Here is a 19066-nt window from a genome sequence, read left to right on the forward strand (position 1 = left end):
CCCAGTGATGTGACTCACACCATTGAACCGGACATTTCTATTTTGCACAGACCGGACATTCTCACGTTGCACCAACATTCTTTATGTCAAACACAAATTATTACTTTCAAATGGACAATAGCAAAGCATTTGCATCTTCAGTTGCAAGGGGAGATATTACGATGGCCACCGTCACCGTAGTAGAGCCAAATACCTTATTGCGTTTAGGCATACTCAAACTACTCCAGTTGCTCGATTGCCCCCTGACGGCTACCGGCATCGACTACGCACAGCTGTTTCGAGGTGCCCAAAAGCCAGGTGGCACAGATCTGATGTTGCTGTCGGTGCCTGATGTCTTTGAGCGCATGAAAGAACTGATGGCCGCTGCTCAGCAAGGGTATGCACCACGTCGCATCCTGCTGCTGTCTGATACGCAAACACTGCCCTACTCGCTGCTTAATTTTCCGCCGATGCTGGCAGGCTATATTTCCAAGTATTCGTCCCAGGATGTCCTGAAGTCTTCGGTGATGCTCGTGCTGGCGGGCGGCAGGTGCTTTCCACACCCACATGCCTGTGCGCTGGCGGAAATCGACACGGATACCAACGCCACATCACCGGCCGCGCCGCGCAGACGCCGCTGGTACGACCACGACACCACGGCACAAAGCAGCCAACCCACCGAGCCCCAGCCCGACAACCTGCTTCACTCGGCTAATCCGTCGTCAACCGCGGCATACGCCCCAGAGCCAGAGCCCCAGCAGATATCAGCCTCTTTGCCGCAAACCGACGGCCCTGCAATCACCGCCGAGACGATGGATCGCGAGGCCAGCCTGTTACGCCTCACGCCGCGCCAGTATCAGGTGCTGGCCTTGCTGGCCAAGGGCTACCCACTTAAAACCATCAGCAAACAGCTTAATATTTCGGTGGCCACCGCAAAAACTCACACCGAGGCCCTGTATCAGCGGCTGTCAGTTAATAGCCGCAATGCAGCTGTTTATGCGGCTATCTCAAGGGGGGCCACGCTGGGCTGGCACGACCCTCGCATGTCTCCGGCCGTTTCAGGCAAAGCTCCGCCCAACATCGACTCTCCAGCAAACTGATGCTGCGTGGCCGGCAGGCTTCTCAGGCCTCATGGGTGCAGACGGCAGACAAGAACCATCTGGCCAGGGCCCCAGCAGCCTGGCTGGACACTGCATCAGGCAAGTATCGGGTAATCGGCTTCTTGCATGCCAGCGACTCCGGCAGGGTTTCATCCCGGTAAACCGATTGCGGCAACACGCGCGCACCGTATCGGCGATACCAATCCAGCACGACATCACACTCCAGCTGGCGGGATGGTTCGAAATCATTGATAAGCAGCAAGGTGCCGGCACTCATGCCGATCTGCGCCAACAACACGTGTGCCGCAATATCGGGATGGGCGACCAGCACATCGTGTGTACTGCGAAACCGCAAGGCCGGCGCCAAGCGATTGGGATATGGAGGGCAATCAAACAATACCCAGTCAAACTCGGTATCCAGATCAGGCAGCACTTGCAGCCAGAAATCGTCGCCACGCAATAAATGGGTTACCCCAAAGCTTTCGATCGATTTGCGGCCAAAAGGCACCAGCACCAGGTTTTCATTGAGGTCAAACGCCTGCTCACGCCAATCAGATGGAAACGAAGACGCAACCCAGCCATGGCTGTCGACCAGTGGTATGCCAAAGTGCAGCCGCAATAAATCGGATGCATTCAGATCTACCAGCAACACCCGCTGCCCCAACATGGACAGGGCATCACCTAGAATGCCTGTCATGGTGGTTGTCCCACAGCCACCGCGCACGCCAGTCAGTGTCATCAGGTTCATGACACGATCCCCGCAGGCACGCTATCCACCTGTTTGGCAGATGGCTGATCGGCCAGAATCTCATCGACTTCTGCCATCAGCGGCCAACGTCGGCAGGCAGATTCAAGCGCCATACGGCGCCCATCATCATGCAGGCTGCCATCCAAAAATATGGCAGTAAGCAACTGAAAAGACTGGCGTCTCGCCTGAGCGCCCGGCGGCTGGCCACAGCCGTACGACAGTGGGTTCCTGGCCATTTTTCTCACCTGTGCACGTGGCTTCAGCCAACAATGTTCATGACATTCTGTATCTGGACACGATAGTGGTTTCAGGCAAGAACCACGAGGGGCAGAAGGCTGATCAGCCGTTTGGATTAGGCCCGCAAGAGGCGACTGGCAGTGCCCGCTGGAAGATGCCAGCCGCACGGGCTGGCATCAAAACACGCTTAACGGTGTTTAAAGTTGGGCTGACGCTTCTCGACAAAGGCTTTCATGCCTTCTTTTTGGTCTTCGGTGGCAAAGAGGGCGTGGAAATTGCGCCGCTCGAAGAGCAGGGATTCGTCAAGGGTAGCCTCAAATGCACGATTGACACACTCTTTAGCCATCATCACAGCCTGCAACGGCATCGACGCAATTGCAGTAGCGGCCTCGAGGGCTTCATCCAGCAGGCGCTCGACAGGCACCACGCGCGCCACCAGCCCCGCCCGCTCGGCTTCCTGTACATCCATCATGCGGCCGGTAAGCACCAGGTCCATCGCCTTGGCCTTGCCCACGGCACGAGGCAGACGCTGGGTACCGCCATATCCGGGGATGACCCCCAGCTTGATTTCGGGTTGACCAAACTTGGCGTTTTCGGCAGCGATGATGAAGTCGCACAGCATGGCAAGCTCGCAGCCACCACCCAGCGCGTAGCCCGACACCGCGGCAATAATAGGCTTGCGGGCACGCCGCAAGGCATCCCAGTTGCCACCCAGGTAGTCGGCCTGATAGACATCCATGTAAGTCCAGGCCGACATCGCAGAGATATCGGCACCCGCGGCAAAGGCTTTCTCGCTGCCTGTCAGCACCATGGCGCCGATGTTTTCGTCGGCCTCGAAGGCCCGCACCGCCGCGGACAGCGCGTCGATGACTTCGTTGCTAAGGGCATTGAGTACCTTGGGGCGGTTTAGCGTCAGCAAGCCCACGCGCCCTCGTACTTCAACCTTGACCAATGCTTCGCTCATGTTGCCTCCAAAGTAAACTATCGGTATGAAAAACGAACTGATTCGCTATCGGGTACAACTGGCCGATCCCGCTGGCCATCGCTATGCAATCCGGCTCACCATCCCGCAGCCGGATCCTGCCGGCCAGGCAATCAGTTTGCCTGCGTGGATTCCCGGCAGCTATCTGATACGTGATTTTGCCCGACAGATCGAAACTTTGCATGTGCGCAATGCACGAGGCCGCGTGGCCGTGCACAAAACGGATAACCATACCTGGCAGTGTGCGCCATCACGGTCGGCCCTCACAATCGACTATACCGTCTATGCATGGGATCTTTCGGTGCGTGGCGCCCATTTTGATGAAAGCCATGCATTTTTCAACGGCTGCAGTGTCTTCCTGGCCGTGCACGGCCAGGAATCACAGCCCTGCCTGATGGAGCTTTGCGCGCCCCAGCACGCCTCCAACTGGCAGGTATATACCAGCATGCCAAGTGCCGTCGGCCAGCCCGACAGTGCCCCCCTGCGCGGCTTTGGCTGCTATTGCACACCCAACTACGATGCCCTGATCGACCACCCGGTAGAAATCGGCACACCGCAATGCATCAGCTTCGAAGCGCACGGTGCCACCCACGACCTGGTCTTTACCGGGGTTGCACCGCAACTGGATCTTGATCGCATCGCGACTGACGCCCGCAAAATCTGCGAAGCGCAAATCGCCCTGTTCGAGCCCAAGACCAGGCAGGCACCGTTTCTGGACAGCGCCGAGCGCTACGTGTTCCTGACCACTGTATTAGGCGAGGGATACGGCGGGCTCGAGCATCGCGCCTCGACGGCACTGATGACCGCCCGCCACGATTTACCCATGCGTCACTGCGCGGTGCCCGAAGGCTACACACGATTTTTAGGGCTGGTCAGCCACGAATACTTCCACACCTGGAACGTCAAGCGCATCAAGCCCGCGGCGTTCGCACCCTATCAGCTGAACCAGCCCAACCTCACCCGCCTGCTGTGGGTATTCGAGGGGTTTACTTCGTACTACGACGATCTCATGCTGCTGCGTGCCGGAGTCATCAACGAGCCCGCCTATCTGAAGCTGCTGGCGGCCACCCTAGACCACGTACAACGCAGCGGCGGCCGCTTGAAGCAGTCGGTGGCCGACAGCTCTTTTGATACCTGGACGCGCTACTACAAGCAAGACGAGAACTCACCCAACGCACTGGTCAGCTATTACACCAAAGGCGCACTTATTGCCCTGGGGCTGGATCTCGAAATCCGCGAGCAAACCGCACGGCGTCAGAGCCTGGATGATGTGATGCGCCTGCTTTGGGTGACGTATGGCCGGGACTTTTTTCAGGGTCAACCAAACGGCGTGACAGAAGACGCCTTGCCCAACGTGATCCGGCAAGCCACAGGCCTGGATCTTGCCCGCTGGATTAAGCGCTATACAGAAACCTGCGACGACCTCCCGCTTGAACCTGCCCTTGCACGCAATGGGATCCGGCTTGCTAAAGAAGCCGAAAATCCACGGCCCTCGCTGGATCTTCGTACCCAGACAGACCCCGCAGGCCTAAAAATCGCCACTGTATACGAGCACGGCGCAGCCCATCAGGCCGGCCTCTCTGCCGGCGACCTCCTGCTGGCCCTGGATGGTTTGCGCATCCGCACCACAGCGGATCTGGAGCATCTGCTGGATGCCCATCAGGCCGGAGACATAGTTGAGCTGCATGTGTTTCGACGCGATGAACTGCGCCAGTACCAGGCACGGCTGGCACCGCCACCCGCGCTTAAGCATGTACTGACACGCCAGGCCCATGACAGCCGGAAAACCTCATGACACTTACTGCCCCCACCCCCATTGCGGCCTCCAGAACACGTCGCATCATCCTCGACGATCTGCGTGTTTCAGCATCCATCGGCATGCTCGATCACGAGCGTACGGCCCGCCAACCTTTGCATATCCACGCCGAGTTCGACACGGATGCCTCAGGCCCTGTGGACGACACTAATCTGGACAGTGTGCTGGACTACCGCTTGCTGCGCGATGCTCTGGTGCATGAAACCACCCGGCAGCACACGGATCTGCTGGAAACCCTGGTCGATCGCACACTGAATCGCATCCTGCAGGATTTTCCAACCGTGCTAAAAGCGCGGATACGTATTTGCAAACCCCAGGCCTTTGAAGACTGCGCCGCTGTGTGTATCGAGCAGACTCGCGCCCGCCAGGCCATCACCCCTTGATCACGTCCAATGCATCGCACCAATATCATGGGCAAAAATCGGGTAGTTCATGGGCACGCCTTTTAGGCCTTTACGTACCACGGTGCTGATGCTGGGCGTAAAGATCCAGGCATTGACAGCATCTTCGGCCAGATAGCGCTGCATCTGCCGGAACAGCTGGCTACGCTCGCGCGGGTTGGCAGTGGCGCCATGGCGGGCCTCCAGCGCCCGGTAGCCTGCATTGTCATAACCAAAGTAAAAGTCGGGCCGGGTGTAGATTGCGTAATCGAGGGGCTCGACATGCAGAATCAGCGACACATCAAAATCGCCCTGAAACACCGTGGACATCCACTGGTTCCACGGCATCCGCACAAGCTCTGTGCGAATACCCACCGCGGCCAAGTACGCTGCCACAACCGGGCCGCCCAACAAGGCATAGGGAGTGGGCGGCAACGCCAGCTTGAGGGTTAAAGGCAGGCGCACACCGGCTTCGCGCAACAGCAGTTTGGCCTGGTCGGGGTTATACGGAAACAGGCCGGTGAGCCGGATGTAATCGGGATCCGTGGGCACGAAGTGGCTGCCAATGGCATGCGCCCGCCGATGCAGCACATCCCGGATGAAGGCTTCACGATCAATCGAATGCATGATGGCCCGGCGCACACGGACATCGTGCAACGGCGCCCTGCGATTGTTGATGGCCACCATCCCCTTGCCAGACGAGCCCCCCACCAGTACTTCATATTGCCGGCTATCCAGCAGGCGATCCACACTGCTTGTGGCCGCACCAAACAGCACGTCAATCCGCCGATCCAGCACCGCCTGCACCTGTTTTTCGGGATCAGGTATGAACTGGAATTTGGCAGTGGAAATCTGGATCCGGCTGGCCTCGCGGTAGCCTGACCACCGCATCAGTTGCAGGCTGTCGGTAGTTTCCCATCCGGCAAACAGATAAGGCCCGGTGCCCACGGGTTGATAAGCCAACTGATCGGAAGTGGACGGATGCACAATCACGGCAGGGGACTGCCCAAGCCGAAAGGGCAACAGGGGGTCGGGGCGCTTCAGCACCAGGCGGACCGTTTGCTCGTCCAGGGTTTGGATCTCCTGGATATTGCGAAACGTTTCCATAAGGCTGTTTGTCGACCCCAGTTGCTGGGCACGCAGCAGACTGGCAGCCACCACCTGCGCAGTAAGCCGTGCACCATCATGAAACACCACATCATCGCGCAGCTGAAACTGGTAGCGCAGCTGATCCAGAGACACATCCCAGCGGCTGGCCAGCAAAGGCGCAACCTGGCCGTTTTCGCGGATACAGGTGAGGCCTTCGAGAATATTGCCATGAACAACCTCGCCCACCACGGCGGCAGACGACGAGGTAGGATCCAGGCTGTCTGGCCGTAGCGACAAGCCAAGCGTCAGTGCCGGAGCGTCTGGCCCCCACGCCGGCTGGCCAACCGCTGCTGCCGCCACGCAGGCCAAAGGCAGGGACAGCATTGCCCGACGGGAAATCACCCTGCGACCCCTGATACAAGACAGAAAACGACAGCCAGCGGTTGGCAAACAGCCCGTGGCATTTTGACACTCAGCGTAACTCTGGATTCAGCCATACCGAATACTTCCTGTAATATCCGGACATTATTACTCAAGTAGTGACCAGGAAGGAACAACGGCCTTGCTTAACGCCGTTAATACCAGGATGGCGCAACACCCTTTTCTGTCCCGCAGAACTATCCCCGCACTAATCGTCATTTTGGCGTCGGGGGTGTTGATGATCCTGGGTGGCATCATGGCCTACCAGGACAATCAGACGCGCCACCAACACATGATTGCCAACGAACTGCAACTGGTCAACCAATTGCAGATTCAGGGGATAGAAGCCTGGCGGCGGGCACGGATAGTCGATGCCAACGCCGTCATGATGGATCCCCTGTTTAGTGATGCTGTGGCCCAATGGCGGCTAGCCAGCCAGACTCCAGCCGACGATGCCAGCGCATTGCAAGCAGCCATCCAAGACAAACTGCGCTTTTTGTCAGAGCAGGCTGGCTACTCAGAAGCCTATCTTTTATCGCCATCGGGCGACATGCTGCTGACCGCCGGCCGGCGCAACTACCCGCCGCTTCCCCCCGTCGGCCAGCAGGCCTTGCGTCAGGCCATCCAGGACGCCCGGCCGATTGCCATTGATCCACAAACCGGCCCAGCCTTTGCCTACCCCTGGTTTGGCATGATTGCTCCGGTGTACGAAAACAACACTATTGTGGCCGCCGTCTGGTTGGTGATGGATGTACGCAATTCATTGTTTCCGCTACTCGAAACCTGGCCATCGCCCAGCAACACCGCCGAATCCACGCTGGTGATGCAAGAACACGACAGTGCCCGGATTCTCAGCCCCTTGCGCCACCAGCCACAGGCAAAACTCAATTTCAGGGTCTCCCAGGCACTTGTTCAATCACCCATGGTGCAGGCCATCCATGGCATGCGGGGCCTGTTTACCGGCATCGACTACCGAGAGCACTCGGTGCTGGCCGTTGCCGCACCGGTGGCAGAATCCCCCTGGTATCTGATCTCAAAAATCGATACGGAAGAAGCCTGGGACGCCCGCTGGCGAGGCACCTGGCACATCGCGGTACCCATCATCGGCGGCTTGCTGTGCATTTTGCTGGCACTGGGCTACACGCAGCACCAGGCCTGGCGCTACGAGCGACGCCTGAAAGCCCTGCTCGAGCAACAAGTGCGCCACGATACCCTCACCCAGCTGGCCAACCGGCTGGCGCTGGACGAGCGTTTCGAACAGAACTGGCGCCAGACGGCATACCAGCGCCAGCCGCTGTCTGTTCTCATGGTGGACGTAGACCATTTCAAGGCCTACAACGATTACTTCGGCCACATTGCTGGTGACCAATGCCTCAAGCAGGTGGCGGCCATCCTCACATCAGTTGTCCGACGCAGCACAGACATGGTGTCGCGCTACGGGGGCGAAGAATTCGTCATCTTGCTACCCGACACTTCATTGGCTGAAGCACGCGCCCTGGCGCAAGAAATTTGCCAGACTGTCTTCGATACGGCCATCCCCCATCCGTTTTCTCAGCACGACAAACGGGTCACTGTCAGCATCGGCATTGCTTGCCTGAACCCAGGAGAGAACCCCGTCAAGCGCAATGCAAATGATATGCGCAAGGCCTTGCTTGAGCGGGCCGATGCCGCACTATATGCAGCTAAAAGTGCAGGCCGTAATCAGGCGCAATAATCTGCCAAAAAATTACTAAAAATTTAGGTAAACCCGCATTGACACGCGCTTTACTGCAGCGCCAAACTGGTTAGGCCTTGCGGAAACCAGCATGCTTCCCCAGGCATCAGCAGCAGTCGTTCACTCGAAACACTCGCTGCGCCGCCCTCTTGGCGACGCACGTCCAACTGACGTACCAGAGGAGGATTCACATGGATAACAACCACAGCAACCGCGGCACAATAGATCGCCGCACGATGCTGAAAGCCACCGGCGTCGCCGGCCTGGCGGCACTTGCCGCCCCCCCCATCATCCACGCGCAAGGCGAGCAGCCCGTCAAGCTGGGTGTCGACAACCCCCTGACAGGCACTTACGCCATCACTGGCCGCAACGAGCTTCACGGCATGGAGCTTGCCGTCCAGGAGATCAACGCCAAGGGTGGCATCCTGGGGCGCCCCGCCGAACTGGTCGTCGAAGACTCCACCAGTGGTGACGCGGGTGTTGCCGTGCAAAAAGCACGCAAGCTCATCGACAAAGACAAGGTTGATTTTCTGGTTGGCAACGTCAACTCCGGCCTCACCATGGCCATGTCAGCGGTTGCCTACGAAAAAGGCGTTTTCATGATGGATCCGGGCGGGCACGCCGATCCCATCACCGGCAGCGAATGTCACTGGAACGTCTATCAGGTCGACCCCTCCACCACCTTGCTGGTCAATGCCATCGCACCATCCCTGGTCAAGCGTTTCGGCAAGAAATTCTACTTTTTGGTGCCCGATTACGCCTTTGGCCACGGGCTATTGTCGGCTTACAAAAAGAACCTCGAAAAACTCGGGGCCACCAACCTCGGGGCAGACCTCATCCCGCTGGGCACCACCGAGTATTCCTCTTATCTGATCAAGGCACAGGCAGCCAATCCGGACGTCATCGTCATTTTGCAAAATGGCGAGGATCAAACCAATGTGCTCAAGCAAACCGTGCAATTTGGTCTGCACGAGCGCTTCCAGATTGCCGGCGCCAACATCGAGCTCGAAACCCTCGAAGCCTTGCCACCCGCCTCACGCATCGGCAACTGGGTCATCGAATGGTACTGGAACCAACCTGGTGTCCCGCACGTCAAAGAGTTCACCGACGCCATCATCAAGAAAACCGGCCGCGTTCCCACCGCCCGCACCTGGTTTGGCCACACGGCCATTCACGCCTGCGCACTGGCGGCCAATACAGCCAAATCACTCAATGCCGTCAAAATGGCCCGTGCACTCAACGGGCTGACGCTCCCGCCCGAAGTAGCCCTGCAACCACACCCGGCAACCTTCCGCGCCGACCAACACCTGCTGATTGGCACCCTGTGGGCCGGGCACGCACAAGCCCAAGGAGATGCAGGCAAAGACGATCTCTTCAAGGTCGACGAAGTCATCGAGAGCAAAAAGATTGCACCAACGGTTGAGGAAACCGGGTGCAAGATGACCTGGCCCGAATAACACCGGCCATGCACCCATGCCCGGGCATCTCCCCAAACATCTTCAGTGCCGGGGGCCGTCCGGGCGTCACCCACATCACATGACACCCGGGTCTAAACCTACCCGACAGGGGGCTATCTTGCTCAACGGAGGCACCTCGTGACCCAACTGGTCCTGTTCAACATATTCAATGGGCTTGTCATCGGCGCGTTTTACGCCCTGATGGCTCTTGGTCTATCCCTGATCATCAACCTGACCAACGTCATCAACTTTGCTCACGGTGGGTTTCTGGCATTGGGCGCCTACATCGCCTACACCCTGCAGCCATATCTTGGTTTTTGGGGCGCGCTTATCGTCTCCCCTTTCCTCACGGCAATTTTCGGCATTGTCGTAGAGCGCATCCTGATCAGGCCCCTGTACAATCGCGACCCGCTTTACAGCCTGCTGCTCACGTTTGGCCTGGCCTTTGTGCTGCAGGATTCCATCCGTTATATCTGGGGCGCTCAGGGCCTGCCTTTCCAGGTGCCCGAGATCCTGCGCTCACCGCTTAGCCCCACGCTGTTCTTTCTCACCGGCTATCGCGTGTTCATGGTGGCACTGGTTGCCATCACCGTTGCCGTGCTGTTCGTCATTCTCAAGAAAACCCGCCTGGGGATGCGCATCCGGGCAGGCACGCTCGATCTCGAAATGGTCTCTGCGCTAGGGGTCGATGTGCGCATCCTGCGCAACCTCAACTTTGGTCTGGGCATCTTCTTTGCCGGCTTTGCGGGGGTGTTGGCCGCAGGCATGTTGGGGCTTACCCCAACCATTGGCGATCAGCTGATTATGCCCAGCTTCGTGGCAGTGATCGTGGGTGGCCTGGGCAGTCTCGTGGGTACCCTGTTTGGCGGTTTGCTCATCGGCATCGCTGCCGGTGTGGTTACCGTGTTCTACCCGTCCGCATCCGAGGCAACCATCTACGTCATGATGGCATTGGTGCTCTTGATTCGGCCGCACGGCCTGTTTGGTGAAGAAGGTGGGACCAAATTGTGAATAATATCTTCGGCAAATCACTCAGCCTGATTATCGTCTGGGCCATCCTGCTTACCCTGCCCAGCTGGATCGGCAATATCGGTGGCTACACAGATCTGGCCTCCCGGGTACTGATCATCGGATTGGCAGCCATGGCCACCAACCTGCTGGTGGGGCATTCCGGGGTGATGGCCTTTGGCCACGCGGCCTACTTTGGCCTCAGTGCCTACGGCACAGGGCTGTTCATCAAATACCTGATGCCCAGCACCCCTATTGGCTTTCTTGTGGGTGTATTAACAGGCGCGATTGGCGGTGCAATCATCGGCTACCTTCTGGCCAAGCTACGCGGCATCTACTTCGCCTTGGCCACTATCGCCTTTGGCCAAGTGTTTTATTTCATCGCCTTTCGCTGGAACACCGTCACTGGCGGCGACAACGGCCTTACCTTTCATCGCCAACCCATTGATCTCGGCTTCATGCAGCTGGATATCTCCTCCAGCCTGGTGTTTTATTACACCGCGCTTTGCGTATTTGCCGTGTGTGCGGCGCTGATGGCCATTCTCCTGCACTCGCCCTTCGGCCACACATTGCAGGCCATGCGCGAAAACGAGCGCCGGGCCCGGTTTTTGGGTATCCCGGTTAATCGCCACCTGTGGCTGGCCTACACCCTGTCGTGCGTGTTTGTGGCGGCGGCGGGTTCGATGTACGGGATGCTCAACAACTTCGTCAGCCCCCACAACCTGCACTGGACGCAATCAGGCGACTTCGTTCTCATGGCCGTCATTGGGGGCATGCGCTCCTTTTGGGGGCCGCTATTGGGCGCCGCCATCTTTGTCATTGCACAGGATTACCTGTCCAGCTGGACTGACAGCTGGATGTTCTTCATCGGCCTGATCTTCGTGCTGGTCGTGCTATTCCTCCCCCGCGGTATCGTCGGGCTGTTGCAGAGAAAAACATCATGAGCTTGCTAGAAGTCCACAATGTCACTCAACGCTTCGGCGAACTTGCGGCCGTCAACCAGGTCTCTCTCAATGTCGAAGAAGGTGAGCTTCACGCCATCATCGGCCCCAACGGGGCGGGCAAGACCACCTTCTTCAACATGATCAGCGGCTTTTACCGGCCAACCAGCGGCCGTATCCTTTTTGCCGGCCAGGACGTCACTGATGTGCCGCCGCACAAGCGGGTACACCTTGGCATGGCCCGCACGTTCCAGATCACCGAAGTCTTCCCCGAACTCAGCGTCAGAGACAATCTGCGTATCGCCGTCGAGGTTACCCAGGGATTACGCATGACCCTGCACAATACCCGCACCCAAGTGGCCAAGACGCAAGAGCTGGTCGATGAGCTCATGGAAACCGGCGGCCTCACCGAAAACGCCGATCGCAACGTGGGTGAGCTCTCCCACGGAGACCAGCGCTCTACCGAGATCATGATGGCGCTGGCCCTCAAGCCCAAGCTGCTGCTGCTCGACGAACCCGCGGCCGGCATGGGCAACAAAGAAACCTTCGATACGGCCGTCCTTATCCGCCGGCTGCATCGCACACAAAAGCTCACCATTGTGCTTGTCGAGCACGATATGCGGGTGATCTTCAATCTGGCAGATCGCATCACCGTGCTGACTGAAGGCCAGGTACTGGAAGTTGGTACACCCGACGAAATCGCCAACAGCGAGAAAGTCCAGGTGGCCTATTTGGGGGAAAAACGTGAAGGCGCTTGAAATCCAACAACTGCACACCTTCTACGGCAAAAGCCACATCCTGCATGGCATCGATCTGCACGTCGAAGAAGGCGAGCTGGTTACCCTGCTGGGCCGAAACGGCGCAGGCAAATCCACCACGCTACGCAGCATCATGGGCATGACACCCGCACACGACGGCCATATCCATGTGTTTGGCACCGAATCCACCCGTCTCGCATCTTTTCGAATTGCACAAATGGGAGTGGGCCTGGTGCCCGAGGGCCGGCGCGTGTTTGCCAACCTCACCGTCGACGAAAACCTCAAGGTGCCAGTAGATCGCCCAGGCCACTGGACCATCCCCCGCATCTACGAGCTTTTCCCCAGGCTCGAAGAACGCAAGCGCCATAAAGGCAAGCAGCTATCCGGGGGCGAGCAAGAAATGCTGTCCATTGCCCGCGTATTGCTGCTTAACCCCAGGCTGCTGTTGCTGGACGAACCCTCTCAAGGCCTGGCGCCCCTGATTGTCAAAAATGTGTTCGATGTCATCGTGGCAGCGCGCAACGCCGGCACCTCGGTGCTGCTGATCGAGCAAAACGTCCGCGCGGCCATCGAAGTCGCCGACCGTGCCTATGTGCTTGACCGCGGCCAGATCACCCACGAGGGATCCGCCTCCGAATTTGGCGCCGACGAAGAACGTGTGCAAGAATTGGCTGGCGCCAGCGCCCAGAAATGGGAGTTTCCAGACGACTGATCAGCTACCGACCCACATTCCCGAGCCAAACCCCCATGAGCAACCCATTGCCGGATACCGAGGCAGAATCCTGCGAAAGCCGACCCACTCCTCAGGCTGCCATCCAAAGCTGGCCCGCCCGGGAGGCCGACCTGGGCGCTGGGCTGAAAGTATCCCGTGTCCTACCGCTACACCAGCATCGCATGGTGGGTCCCTGGTGTTTTCTGGACAGCTTTGGGCCTTTGTCGTTTACCGACGGCAAAGCCATGGACATCGCACCACACCCGCACATCGGCCTGCAAACCGTCTCCTGGCTATTTTCCGGCGAAATCCTGCACAACGACAGCCTGGGCTCTGAATGCCTTGTGCGCCCGGGCCAGCTTAATTTAATGACGGCGGGACGCGGCATCTCACACACTGAGCAAACCCCGTCTGCACATTCGGGCCAATTGCATGGCTTGCAGCTATGGGTGGCGCTGCCCGACGCACACCGCCAGTGCGAGCCACACTTCGACCACTACACTGATTTACCGGTACTGGAGCCCGGCGGCGGGCGCATCCACATATTTACAGGCCAACTGGCTGGCGCAGATGCCAACACCCGGACATACTCTCCCATGGTGGGTGCCGAGCTGAACATTAGTGCCCACAGCACCCTGCAATTGCCCCTTGACCCCACATGGGAGCACGCCCTGGTGGTGATCTCCGGCGAGATCTCCCTTGAAGGCCAAAGCCTGGCCCCTGGGTCTCTGCACTATCTAGGCACGCAGCGCCACGGGCTGGAGCTGGTTTGCCGCACGGCCACTCGCGCCGTCCTGATAGGCGGCGCCCCCTTTGGCGAGACGATCATGATCTGGTGGAATTTCGTGGGCCGCACCCTGGACGACATCCGCCAGGCGCGTACCGACTGGGAAAATCGCCAACGTTTTGGTGAGGTGGCTGCGTACCATGGGCAACGGCTACCCGCGCCAGAGCTGGTGGGGCGGCCGATTGCGCGGTAAACACACAAGAAGGCCGCTATTGTCGGTTCCCGTACAGGCGCAATGCATTCCCTTCAAGGCGTGCAGGCAAATCGCCTTCGGCATCAAACGGCCGGCACCAGTCTGTGTAGCTTAAGTAGTTTTCGTTCTGCGTCCACGGCCAATCGCTTCCCCACAACAGGCGCTCTGGCCCCCAATGCTGCAAGAAGTTCTGCCAGGCGGCAGATACATCGATACCCGGGCACCGATAGGGCGCAGAAATTTTGACGTACCAATCTTTGCCCTCTCCTGAGTTCAGCAAGGTTTGAAACTCATTCGATTGCAAACCGCCGCGACCAACGTTGGGCCTGCCAAAATGGTCGATAACCAGCGTCTTTGCCAAAGGAGCGACCAGGGCCAGCACCTGCGGCAACCGGGCCCCATCATCATGCAGCTCGATGTGCAAGCCGTGCTCGGCACACCGTGCAACCAAGGAAAGCGTTTCTGCATTCAGTACCTGTGAAAGCTCACGCCCAAGCAGATTAAGACGAATGCCACGGATCCCCAACTGGGCAAGCTGTTCTATTTCATCCTCTGACACGCCTGGATCAAGCACGGCAACGCCCGCAATCAGGGCGGGATAGCGCTGCAACTGATCCAGCAGAAATTGATTATCCGTGCCTAAAAACGACGGCTGCACGATGACAAATCGATCAACACTCGTGCCAGTGGCACAAAGCAATAACTGATCCAGCGGTGCGTCATAGGCAGGATCGTGGCGAATCCCTTGAGCTCTTGGTAAACCGCGATGAAATAAGTGAATATGTGTATCAATCGACATGAGCGTAAGACCCGTAAACAGGGGTTTTCCATTATAGTCCTATAGAGGACTATAGAACTAGAGAAAAGAGCACTATACTAATCTCATGGATACCATACCTGCCGGCCGATCGGACCAACGCCTTCCGATATATCAGCGCCTTAAAGATACCTTCGTCCACCGCATCACTCAGGGCGAGTGGACGCCTGCGCACCCGATTCCCTCAGAAACACAGCTGTCTGCAGACTTCGGTGTGTCCGTGGGCACGGTACGGCGCGCCATCGAAGACATGGTGCAAGAGGGCTTTCTCCTGCGCACGCAAGGCAAGGGCACCTATGTGCGCCGTGCTGATTTCGGCAATGCATTGATGCGCTTCTTTAGGTATACCGACACCACCGGTGCGCCGCTGCGCCCACGCAGCAAAATGCTCAGCGTTACGCCGGCACCCGCACAAGCCACCATCAACAAGAGGCTGCAAATCGAGCCCTCGGCACCGCTATTGCAATTACTGCGTCTGCGTCTGATCGCCGACACCCCGATGCTGCACGAGGAAATCTTCGTCAGTCGCGCGGCATTTGCCCCACTGCTGTCGATTCCCCTGGCCGATTTTGGCGATTTGCTGTACCCGCTATACGAAGCAGCCTGTGGCCACCGCGTGTTTCGGGCCACTGAAACCCTGCGCTTCGACCATGCCCCAGACACCATTGCCCAGCATTTGGGTGTCGCGCCCGGAGAGCCCATTGCGGTCATCGAGCGTCTGGCAATCGGCCTGGATGGCCATCCCCTGGAATGGCGCCGGTCGGTCGGGCTGGCGCGCCAATTTACCTATTCCATCGAACTTCAATAATTGGCTGCAAGTCCAGCCAATGCCCACCCCCAACACCTCGACGAGGGAGACATTAATGAAATCCATTCTTAAAGCAAGTATTGCCGCAGTAGCCCTGGGCCTGTCGTTTTCCGCAGCAGCAGAATACCCGGATCGTCCCATTACCATGATCGTCCCGGCGGCACCCGGCGGCGGCACCGATACCTTTGGTCGAAAAATCGCCGACCTGGCAGAGAAAATCCTGAACCAGCAAATTACCGTTGAGAACCGGGGCGGCGGTAGCGGCACAGTTGGCATGGCCAATATCATCACGGCAAGGCCCGACGGCTATACGATCGGTTTTGTGTGGAACAGCCCGCTGACAACACTGCCCCACAGCCTTAATGTTCCCTATAGCAAAGACAACTACTCTCTGCTGATGTCCATCGGCTACTCGGCCTACACAATTTGCGCGCACCCCGATTTTCCAGCCAACAATGGCGCAGAGTTGCTGGCCGAACTCAAAAAACACCCGGGCAAATACACCCTGGGTAACGACGGTGCAGGCGGCACCATGCAGTTTGCAGCCGAGCGCATCTTCACAAAGGCCGGCGTCAAGGTACGGCCGGTGCCATTTAAAGGTGCCGGTGAAACTGCCAAGAACTTCCTTGGTGGCCACGTCGATCTCTACGGCGGCTCTATCCCTCCCATCGAACAACACGTCAAGGCGGGCAAGGCCAAATGCCTGCTGATGACATCGGCCGACCGCAACAGTGCCTTGCCAGATGCCTCAAGCCTAAAGGATATCGGGATGGCTGACGAAGAAACCGTGCTCTGGTGGGGGCTTGTTGTTCCAGCCAAAACGCCTGCAAACATCCAAAAGAAACTCGAGGATGCTTTCCTGAAGGCTGACGCGCTGCCCGAAATGAAAACCACCATGAACAACTACGGTGCCGTGGTGCGGCCACTGGATGCAGCACAAACCAAGAAAGTCTTCGACACTGAATACGCCGCACTGGGCCAAGTCGCAAAAGCAATCGGCTTGTCCAAGAAAGACAAGTAACAAGGTGGCCAGAGGGTAACCCTCTGATCAAGGCCACCGCAACACGAAGCCACGGACGCTCATCATGAAAATTCAACAGCACATCGGAGATGCCATCGTCGGTCTGGTTCTTTGCATCTCAGGGCTAGTCTGGCTGCAAATGTCCTGGGCACTGGGCCTGGGCACAGTGCACGAACCCGGTCCAGGCTTTTTCCCTGCTGCCGTTGCCATTGGTCTGGCAGTGGGCGGACTCGGCTGCACCTTGCGGGCCTTGCGCCATCCCGATAGCGAGGGTGCAAGACCCTGGATGGAAGCACCGGCCGCCAAGGCGGTTGCCCTGATTGTCTTGCTTTGCGTGCTGTTGGCCGTGGCAGGCTTCATACCCTGCGCCCTGGTCTTTCTATTTGCCATGATGCGCTGGGTGGGTGGCGTCAAAACTGTCCGCGCAGCCACAGTATCTGTTCTGGCCACCGTTGCTTTCTGGTTGGTTTTTGACCGCCTGCTGTCCGTCCAACTGCCAACCGGGATCTTCTGATGAATGCCTTCGAACAACTCATCGGCGGATTTGCCACCGCGCTTAGCCTGCAAAACATATTTCTCTGTTTTGTGGGTGTTTTCTGGGGTACCGCGGTTGGCGTGCTGCCAGGGCTGGGGCCGATGGCCGGGATGGCATTGCTGCTGCCGCTTACCTTCTCAATGGATCCCACGGGCGGCATCATCATGCTCACCGGTATCTTCTACGGTGCCATGTATGGCGGATCAACCACCTCGATTCTGTTGCGTATTCCTGGTGAAGCCGCCTCCATCGTCACCTGCCTGGATGGCCACGAAATGGCCAAGAAGGGTCGTGCGGGTGCTGCCCTGACGATTGCTGCTGTCGGCAGCTGGGTTGGCGGCACGCTCTCCATCCTTGGGCTCATGGTGCTCGCGCCCTATCTGTCGGATCTCATGCTTGCTGTGGGCCCGGCAGCAGAAGCCATCTTGATGCTGATTGCCTTGCTGATTGTCACCACCGTCTCCAACGGCCCGCCTATCAAGACATTCACCATGATTGCCCTGGGCCTGGCCATCGGCACCATCGGGCTGGACAGCCAAACGACGGACGCACGCTTCATGTTTGGCCAACTGGATCTGGCCAGCGGAATGAGCTTCGTGGCCTTGGCCATTGGTATGTTTGGTATTTCCGAACTATTGCTGTCATTAAAGGAAAAGATCGACGAGCGCCCCAAAACCCCGGGCCTGCGCGAACTCATTCCCACTAAAAAAGAGGCACGAGAATCCGTAGGCCCTGCCTTGCGCGGTTCGGGCATAGGCTTTGCGTTGGGGATCATCCCGGGCGTCAGCCATATCGTGTCCACTTTTGTGTCGTATGCGGTAGAAAAAAAGCTCTCCAAGCACCCGGAAGAATTCGGCCACGGCGCAGTGGCGGGCCTGGCCGGCCCCGAGACGGCAAACAATGCCACAACGGGTTCAGCAATGATCCCGCTGCTGGTGCTGGGCATTCCAGCCATACCATCTACAGCAATTCTGTTATCCGCCTTTCAAAACCATGGCATCCAGCCCGGGCCGCTACTGCTTACCAGCCATCCTGAAATTTTCTGGGGGCTTATTGCCAGCATGTACATCGGCAACGTGCTGTTGGTGCTGCTTAACTTGCCCATGGTCGGGCTGTTTGTACGGTTGTTGCGCACCCCAATGTCTTATTTGGCGCCCATCGTCGTCTTGCTATGCGCAATCGGCGTATTTTCCGAAAAAGCGTCACCGTTTGATCTGTATGTGATGGCAGGTGCAGGAGTCGCAGGCTATCTGTTGCGGCGGTTCGGCTACGACATCGCACCAGCCTTGCTGGCACTGGTATTGGGCGACCGCATGGAATCCGCCTTCCGCAGCGCCCTGACAATTTCCGCAGGCGATTACGGAATCTTTTTTGCCGGAACCGCGGCACGGATATTTCTGGGCATTTTTGCAGTGATCGTCGTGGTGACGATCGTGTCCAAGATCTGGGCAGCGCGCCGAATGCGTGCAGCAAGGTAAATCACAAGACGGTTCAAAGAATCGACTCCAAAGTACCCCGCCTGAGTGCATCGGTAGCCACTGAAAGGCGACACCATCAGGCGGGG

The 19066-nt window shown here is 58.2% G+C and carries 19 protein-coding genes; 14 read left to right on the forward strand and 5 right to left on the reverse strand.

Annotated features, from left to right (window positions below; translation table 11 throughout):
- Nucleotides 1-161: 161 nt before the first annotated feature.
- Nucleotides 162-1079 (forward strand): response regulator transcription factor, encoded by a 918-nt coding sequence (locus ABS758_RS14095; protein WP_350383911.1) that lies wholly within the window; start codon nt 162-164, stop codon nt 1077-1079.
- A 22-nt stretch (nt 1080-1101) separates the two neighbouring features.
- Here ABS758_RS14095 and ABS758_RS14100 read toward each other — a convergent pair whose 3' ends face one another.
- The 3 genes from ABS758_RS14100 to ABS758_RS14110 form a co-directional block, all read right to left on the reverse strand.
- Entirely contained in the window at nt 1102-1827 is a 726-nt protein-coding gene (locus ABS758_RS14100; protein WP_350383913.1) for a cellulose synthase operon protein YhjQ/BcsQ, read from the reverse strand.
- Complete coding sequence (locus ABS758_RS14105) at nt 1824-2063, reverse strand: hypothetical protein (protein WP_350383914.1); 240 nt, start codon at nt 2061-2063, stop codon at nt 1824-1826. The genes ABS758_RS14100 and ABS758_RS14105 overlap by 4 nt, the downstream gene beginning before the upstream one ends.
- A gap of 188 nt (nt 2064-2251) precedes the next feature.
- Nucleotides 2252-3028, reverse strand: coding sequence for an enoyl-CoA hydratase (locus ABS758_RS14110; protein WP_350383916.1), 777 nt, complete (start codon nt 3026-3028; stop codon nt 2252-2254).
- Between the two features lie 19 nt (nt 3029-3047).
- On the opposite strand from ABS758_RS14110, the gene ABS758_RS14115 reads away from it, so the two are divergent.
- Entirely contained in the window at nt 3048-4841 is a 1794-nt protein-coding gene (locus tag ABS758_RS14115; RefSeq protein WP_492304520.1) for a M61 family metallopeptidase, read from the forward strand.
- Complete coding sequence (locus tag ABS758_RS14120; protein ID WP_350383919.1) at nt 4838-5245, forward strand: dihydroneopterin aldolase; 408 nt, start codon at nt 4838-4840, stop codon at nt 5243-5245. Before ABS758_RS14115 ends, ABS758_RS14120 begins: the two co-directional genes overlap by 4 nt.
- Here the strand turns inward: ABS758_RS14120 and ABS758_RS14125 are convergent, their stop codons facing one another.
- Nucleotides 5246-6733, reverse strand: coding sequence for an ABC transporter substrate-binding protein (locus tag ABS758_RS14125; RefSeq protein WP_350383920.1), 1488 nt, complete (start codon nt 6731-6733; stop codon nt 5246-5248).
- 184 nt (nt 6734-6917) lie between these two features.
- Here ABS758_RS14125 and ABS758_RS14130 point away from each other — a divergent pair, with 184 nt between their 5' ends.
- The 7 genes from ABS758_RS14130 (at nt 6918) to ABS758_RS14160 (ending at nt 14321) form a co-directional block, all read left to right on the forward strand.
- Nucleotides 6918-8465 (forward strand): GGDEF domain-containing protein, encoded by a 1548-nt coding sequence (locus ABS758_RS14130; protein ID WP_350383922.1) that lies wholly within the window; start codon nt 6918-6920, stop codon nt 8463-8465.
- A gap of 191 nt (nt 8466-8656) precedes the next feature.
- Entirely contained in the window at nt 8657-9922 is a 1266-nt protein-coding gene (locus ABS758_RS14135) for an ABC transporter substrate-binding protein (RefSeq protein ID WP_350383924.1), read from the forward strand.
- Between the two features lie 138 nt (nt 9923-10060).
- A complete protein-coding gene (locus ABS758_RS14140; RefSeq protein ID WP_350383926.1) occupies nt 10061-10933 on the forward strand; it encodes a branched-chain amino acid ABC transporter permease in 873 nt (290 codons plus the stop codon).
- Entirely contained in the window at nt 10930-11874 is a 945-nt protein-coding gene (locus ABS758_RS14145; RefSeq protein WP_350383927.1) for a branched-chain amino acid ABC transporter permease, read from the forward strand. The genes ABS758_RS14140 and ABS758_RS14145 overlap by 4 nt, the downstream gene beginning before the upstream one ends.
- Entirely contained in the window at nt 11871-12629 is a 759-nt protein-coding gene (locus tag ABS758_RS14150; RefSeq protein ID WP_350383929.1) for an ABC transporter ATP-binding protein, read from the forward strand. The genes ABS758_RS14145 and ABS758_RS14150 overlap by 4 nt, the downstream gene beginning before the upstream one ends.
- Nucleotides 12616-13341 (forward strand): ABC transporter ATP-binding protein, encoded by a 726-nt coding sequence (locus ABS758_RS14155; protein ID WP_350383931.1) that lies wholly within the window; start codon nt 12616-12618, stop codon nt 13339-13341. Before ABS758_RS14150 ends, ABS758_RS14155 begins: the two co-directional genes overlap by 14 nt.
- Nucleotides 13342-13376: 35 nt before the next feature.
- The gene (locus ABS758_RS14160; RefSeq protein WP_350383932.1) at nt 13377-14321 is read left to right on the forward strand and encodes a pirin family protein; all 945 of its coding nucleotides are present in this window, start codon (nt 13377-13379) and stop codon (nt 14319-14321) included.
- 16 nt (nt 14322-14337) lie between these two features.
- Here the strand turns inward: ABS758_RS14160 and ABS758_RS14165 are convergent, their stop codons facing one another.
- Complete coding sequence (locus ABS758_RS14165) at nt 14338-15120, reverse strand: amidohydrolase family protein (RefSeq protein WP_350383934.1); 783 nt, start codon at nt 15118-15120, stop codon at nt 14338-14340.
- A gap of 85 nt (nt 15121-15205) precedes the next feature.
- Between ABS758_RS14165 and ABS758_RS14170 the strand changes: the two genes are divergently transcribed.
- The 4 genes from ABS758_RS14170 (at nt 15206) to ABS758_RS14185 (ending at nt 18980) form a co-directional block, all read left to right on the forward strand.
- A complete protein-coding gene (locus ABS758_RS14170; protein ID WP_350383935.1) occupies nt 15206-15946 on the forward strand; it encodes a GntR family transcriptional regulator in 741 nt (246 codons plus the stop codon).
- Nucleotides 15947-16001: 55 nt separating this feature from the next.
- The gene (locus ABS758_RS14175; protein ID WP_350383936.1) at nt 16002-16967 is read left to right on the forward strand and encodes a Bug family tripartite tricarboxylate transporter substrate binding protein; all 966 of its coding nucleotides are present in this window, start codon (nt 16002-16004) and stop codon (nt 16965-16967) included.
- 64 nt (nt 16968-17031) lie between these two features.
- Nucleotides 17032-17481 (forward strand): tripartite tricarboxylate transporter TctB family protein, encoded by a 450-nt coding sequence (locus ABS758_RS14180; RefSeq protein ID WP_350383938.1) that lies wholly within the window; start codon nt 17032-17034, stop codon nt 17479-17481.
- On the forward strand, nt 17481-18980 hold the full coding sequence (locus tag ABS758_RS14185) for a tripartite tricarboxylate transporter permease (RefSeq protein ID WP_350383939.1): 1500 nt from the start codon (nt 17481-17483) through the stop codon (nt 18978-18980). Before ABS758_RS14180 ends, ABS758_RS14185 begins: the two co-directional genes overlap by 1 nt.
- The last annotated feature ends 86 nt before the right edge of the window (nt 18981-19066 follow it).

Origin of the sequence: Castellaniella sp. FW104-7C03, from assembly GCF_040276085.1 — a bacterium.
Lineage (GTDB): Bacteria > Pseudomonadota > Gammaproteobacteria > Burkholderiales > Burkholderiaceae_B > Castellaniella.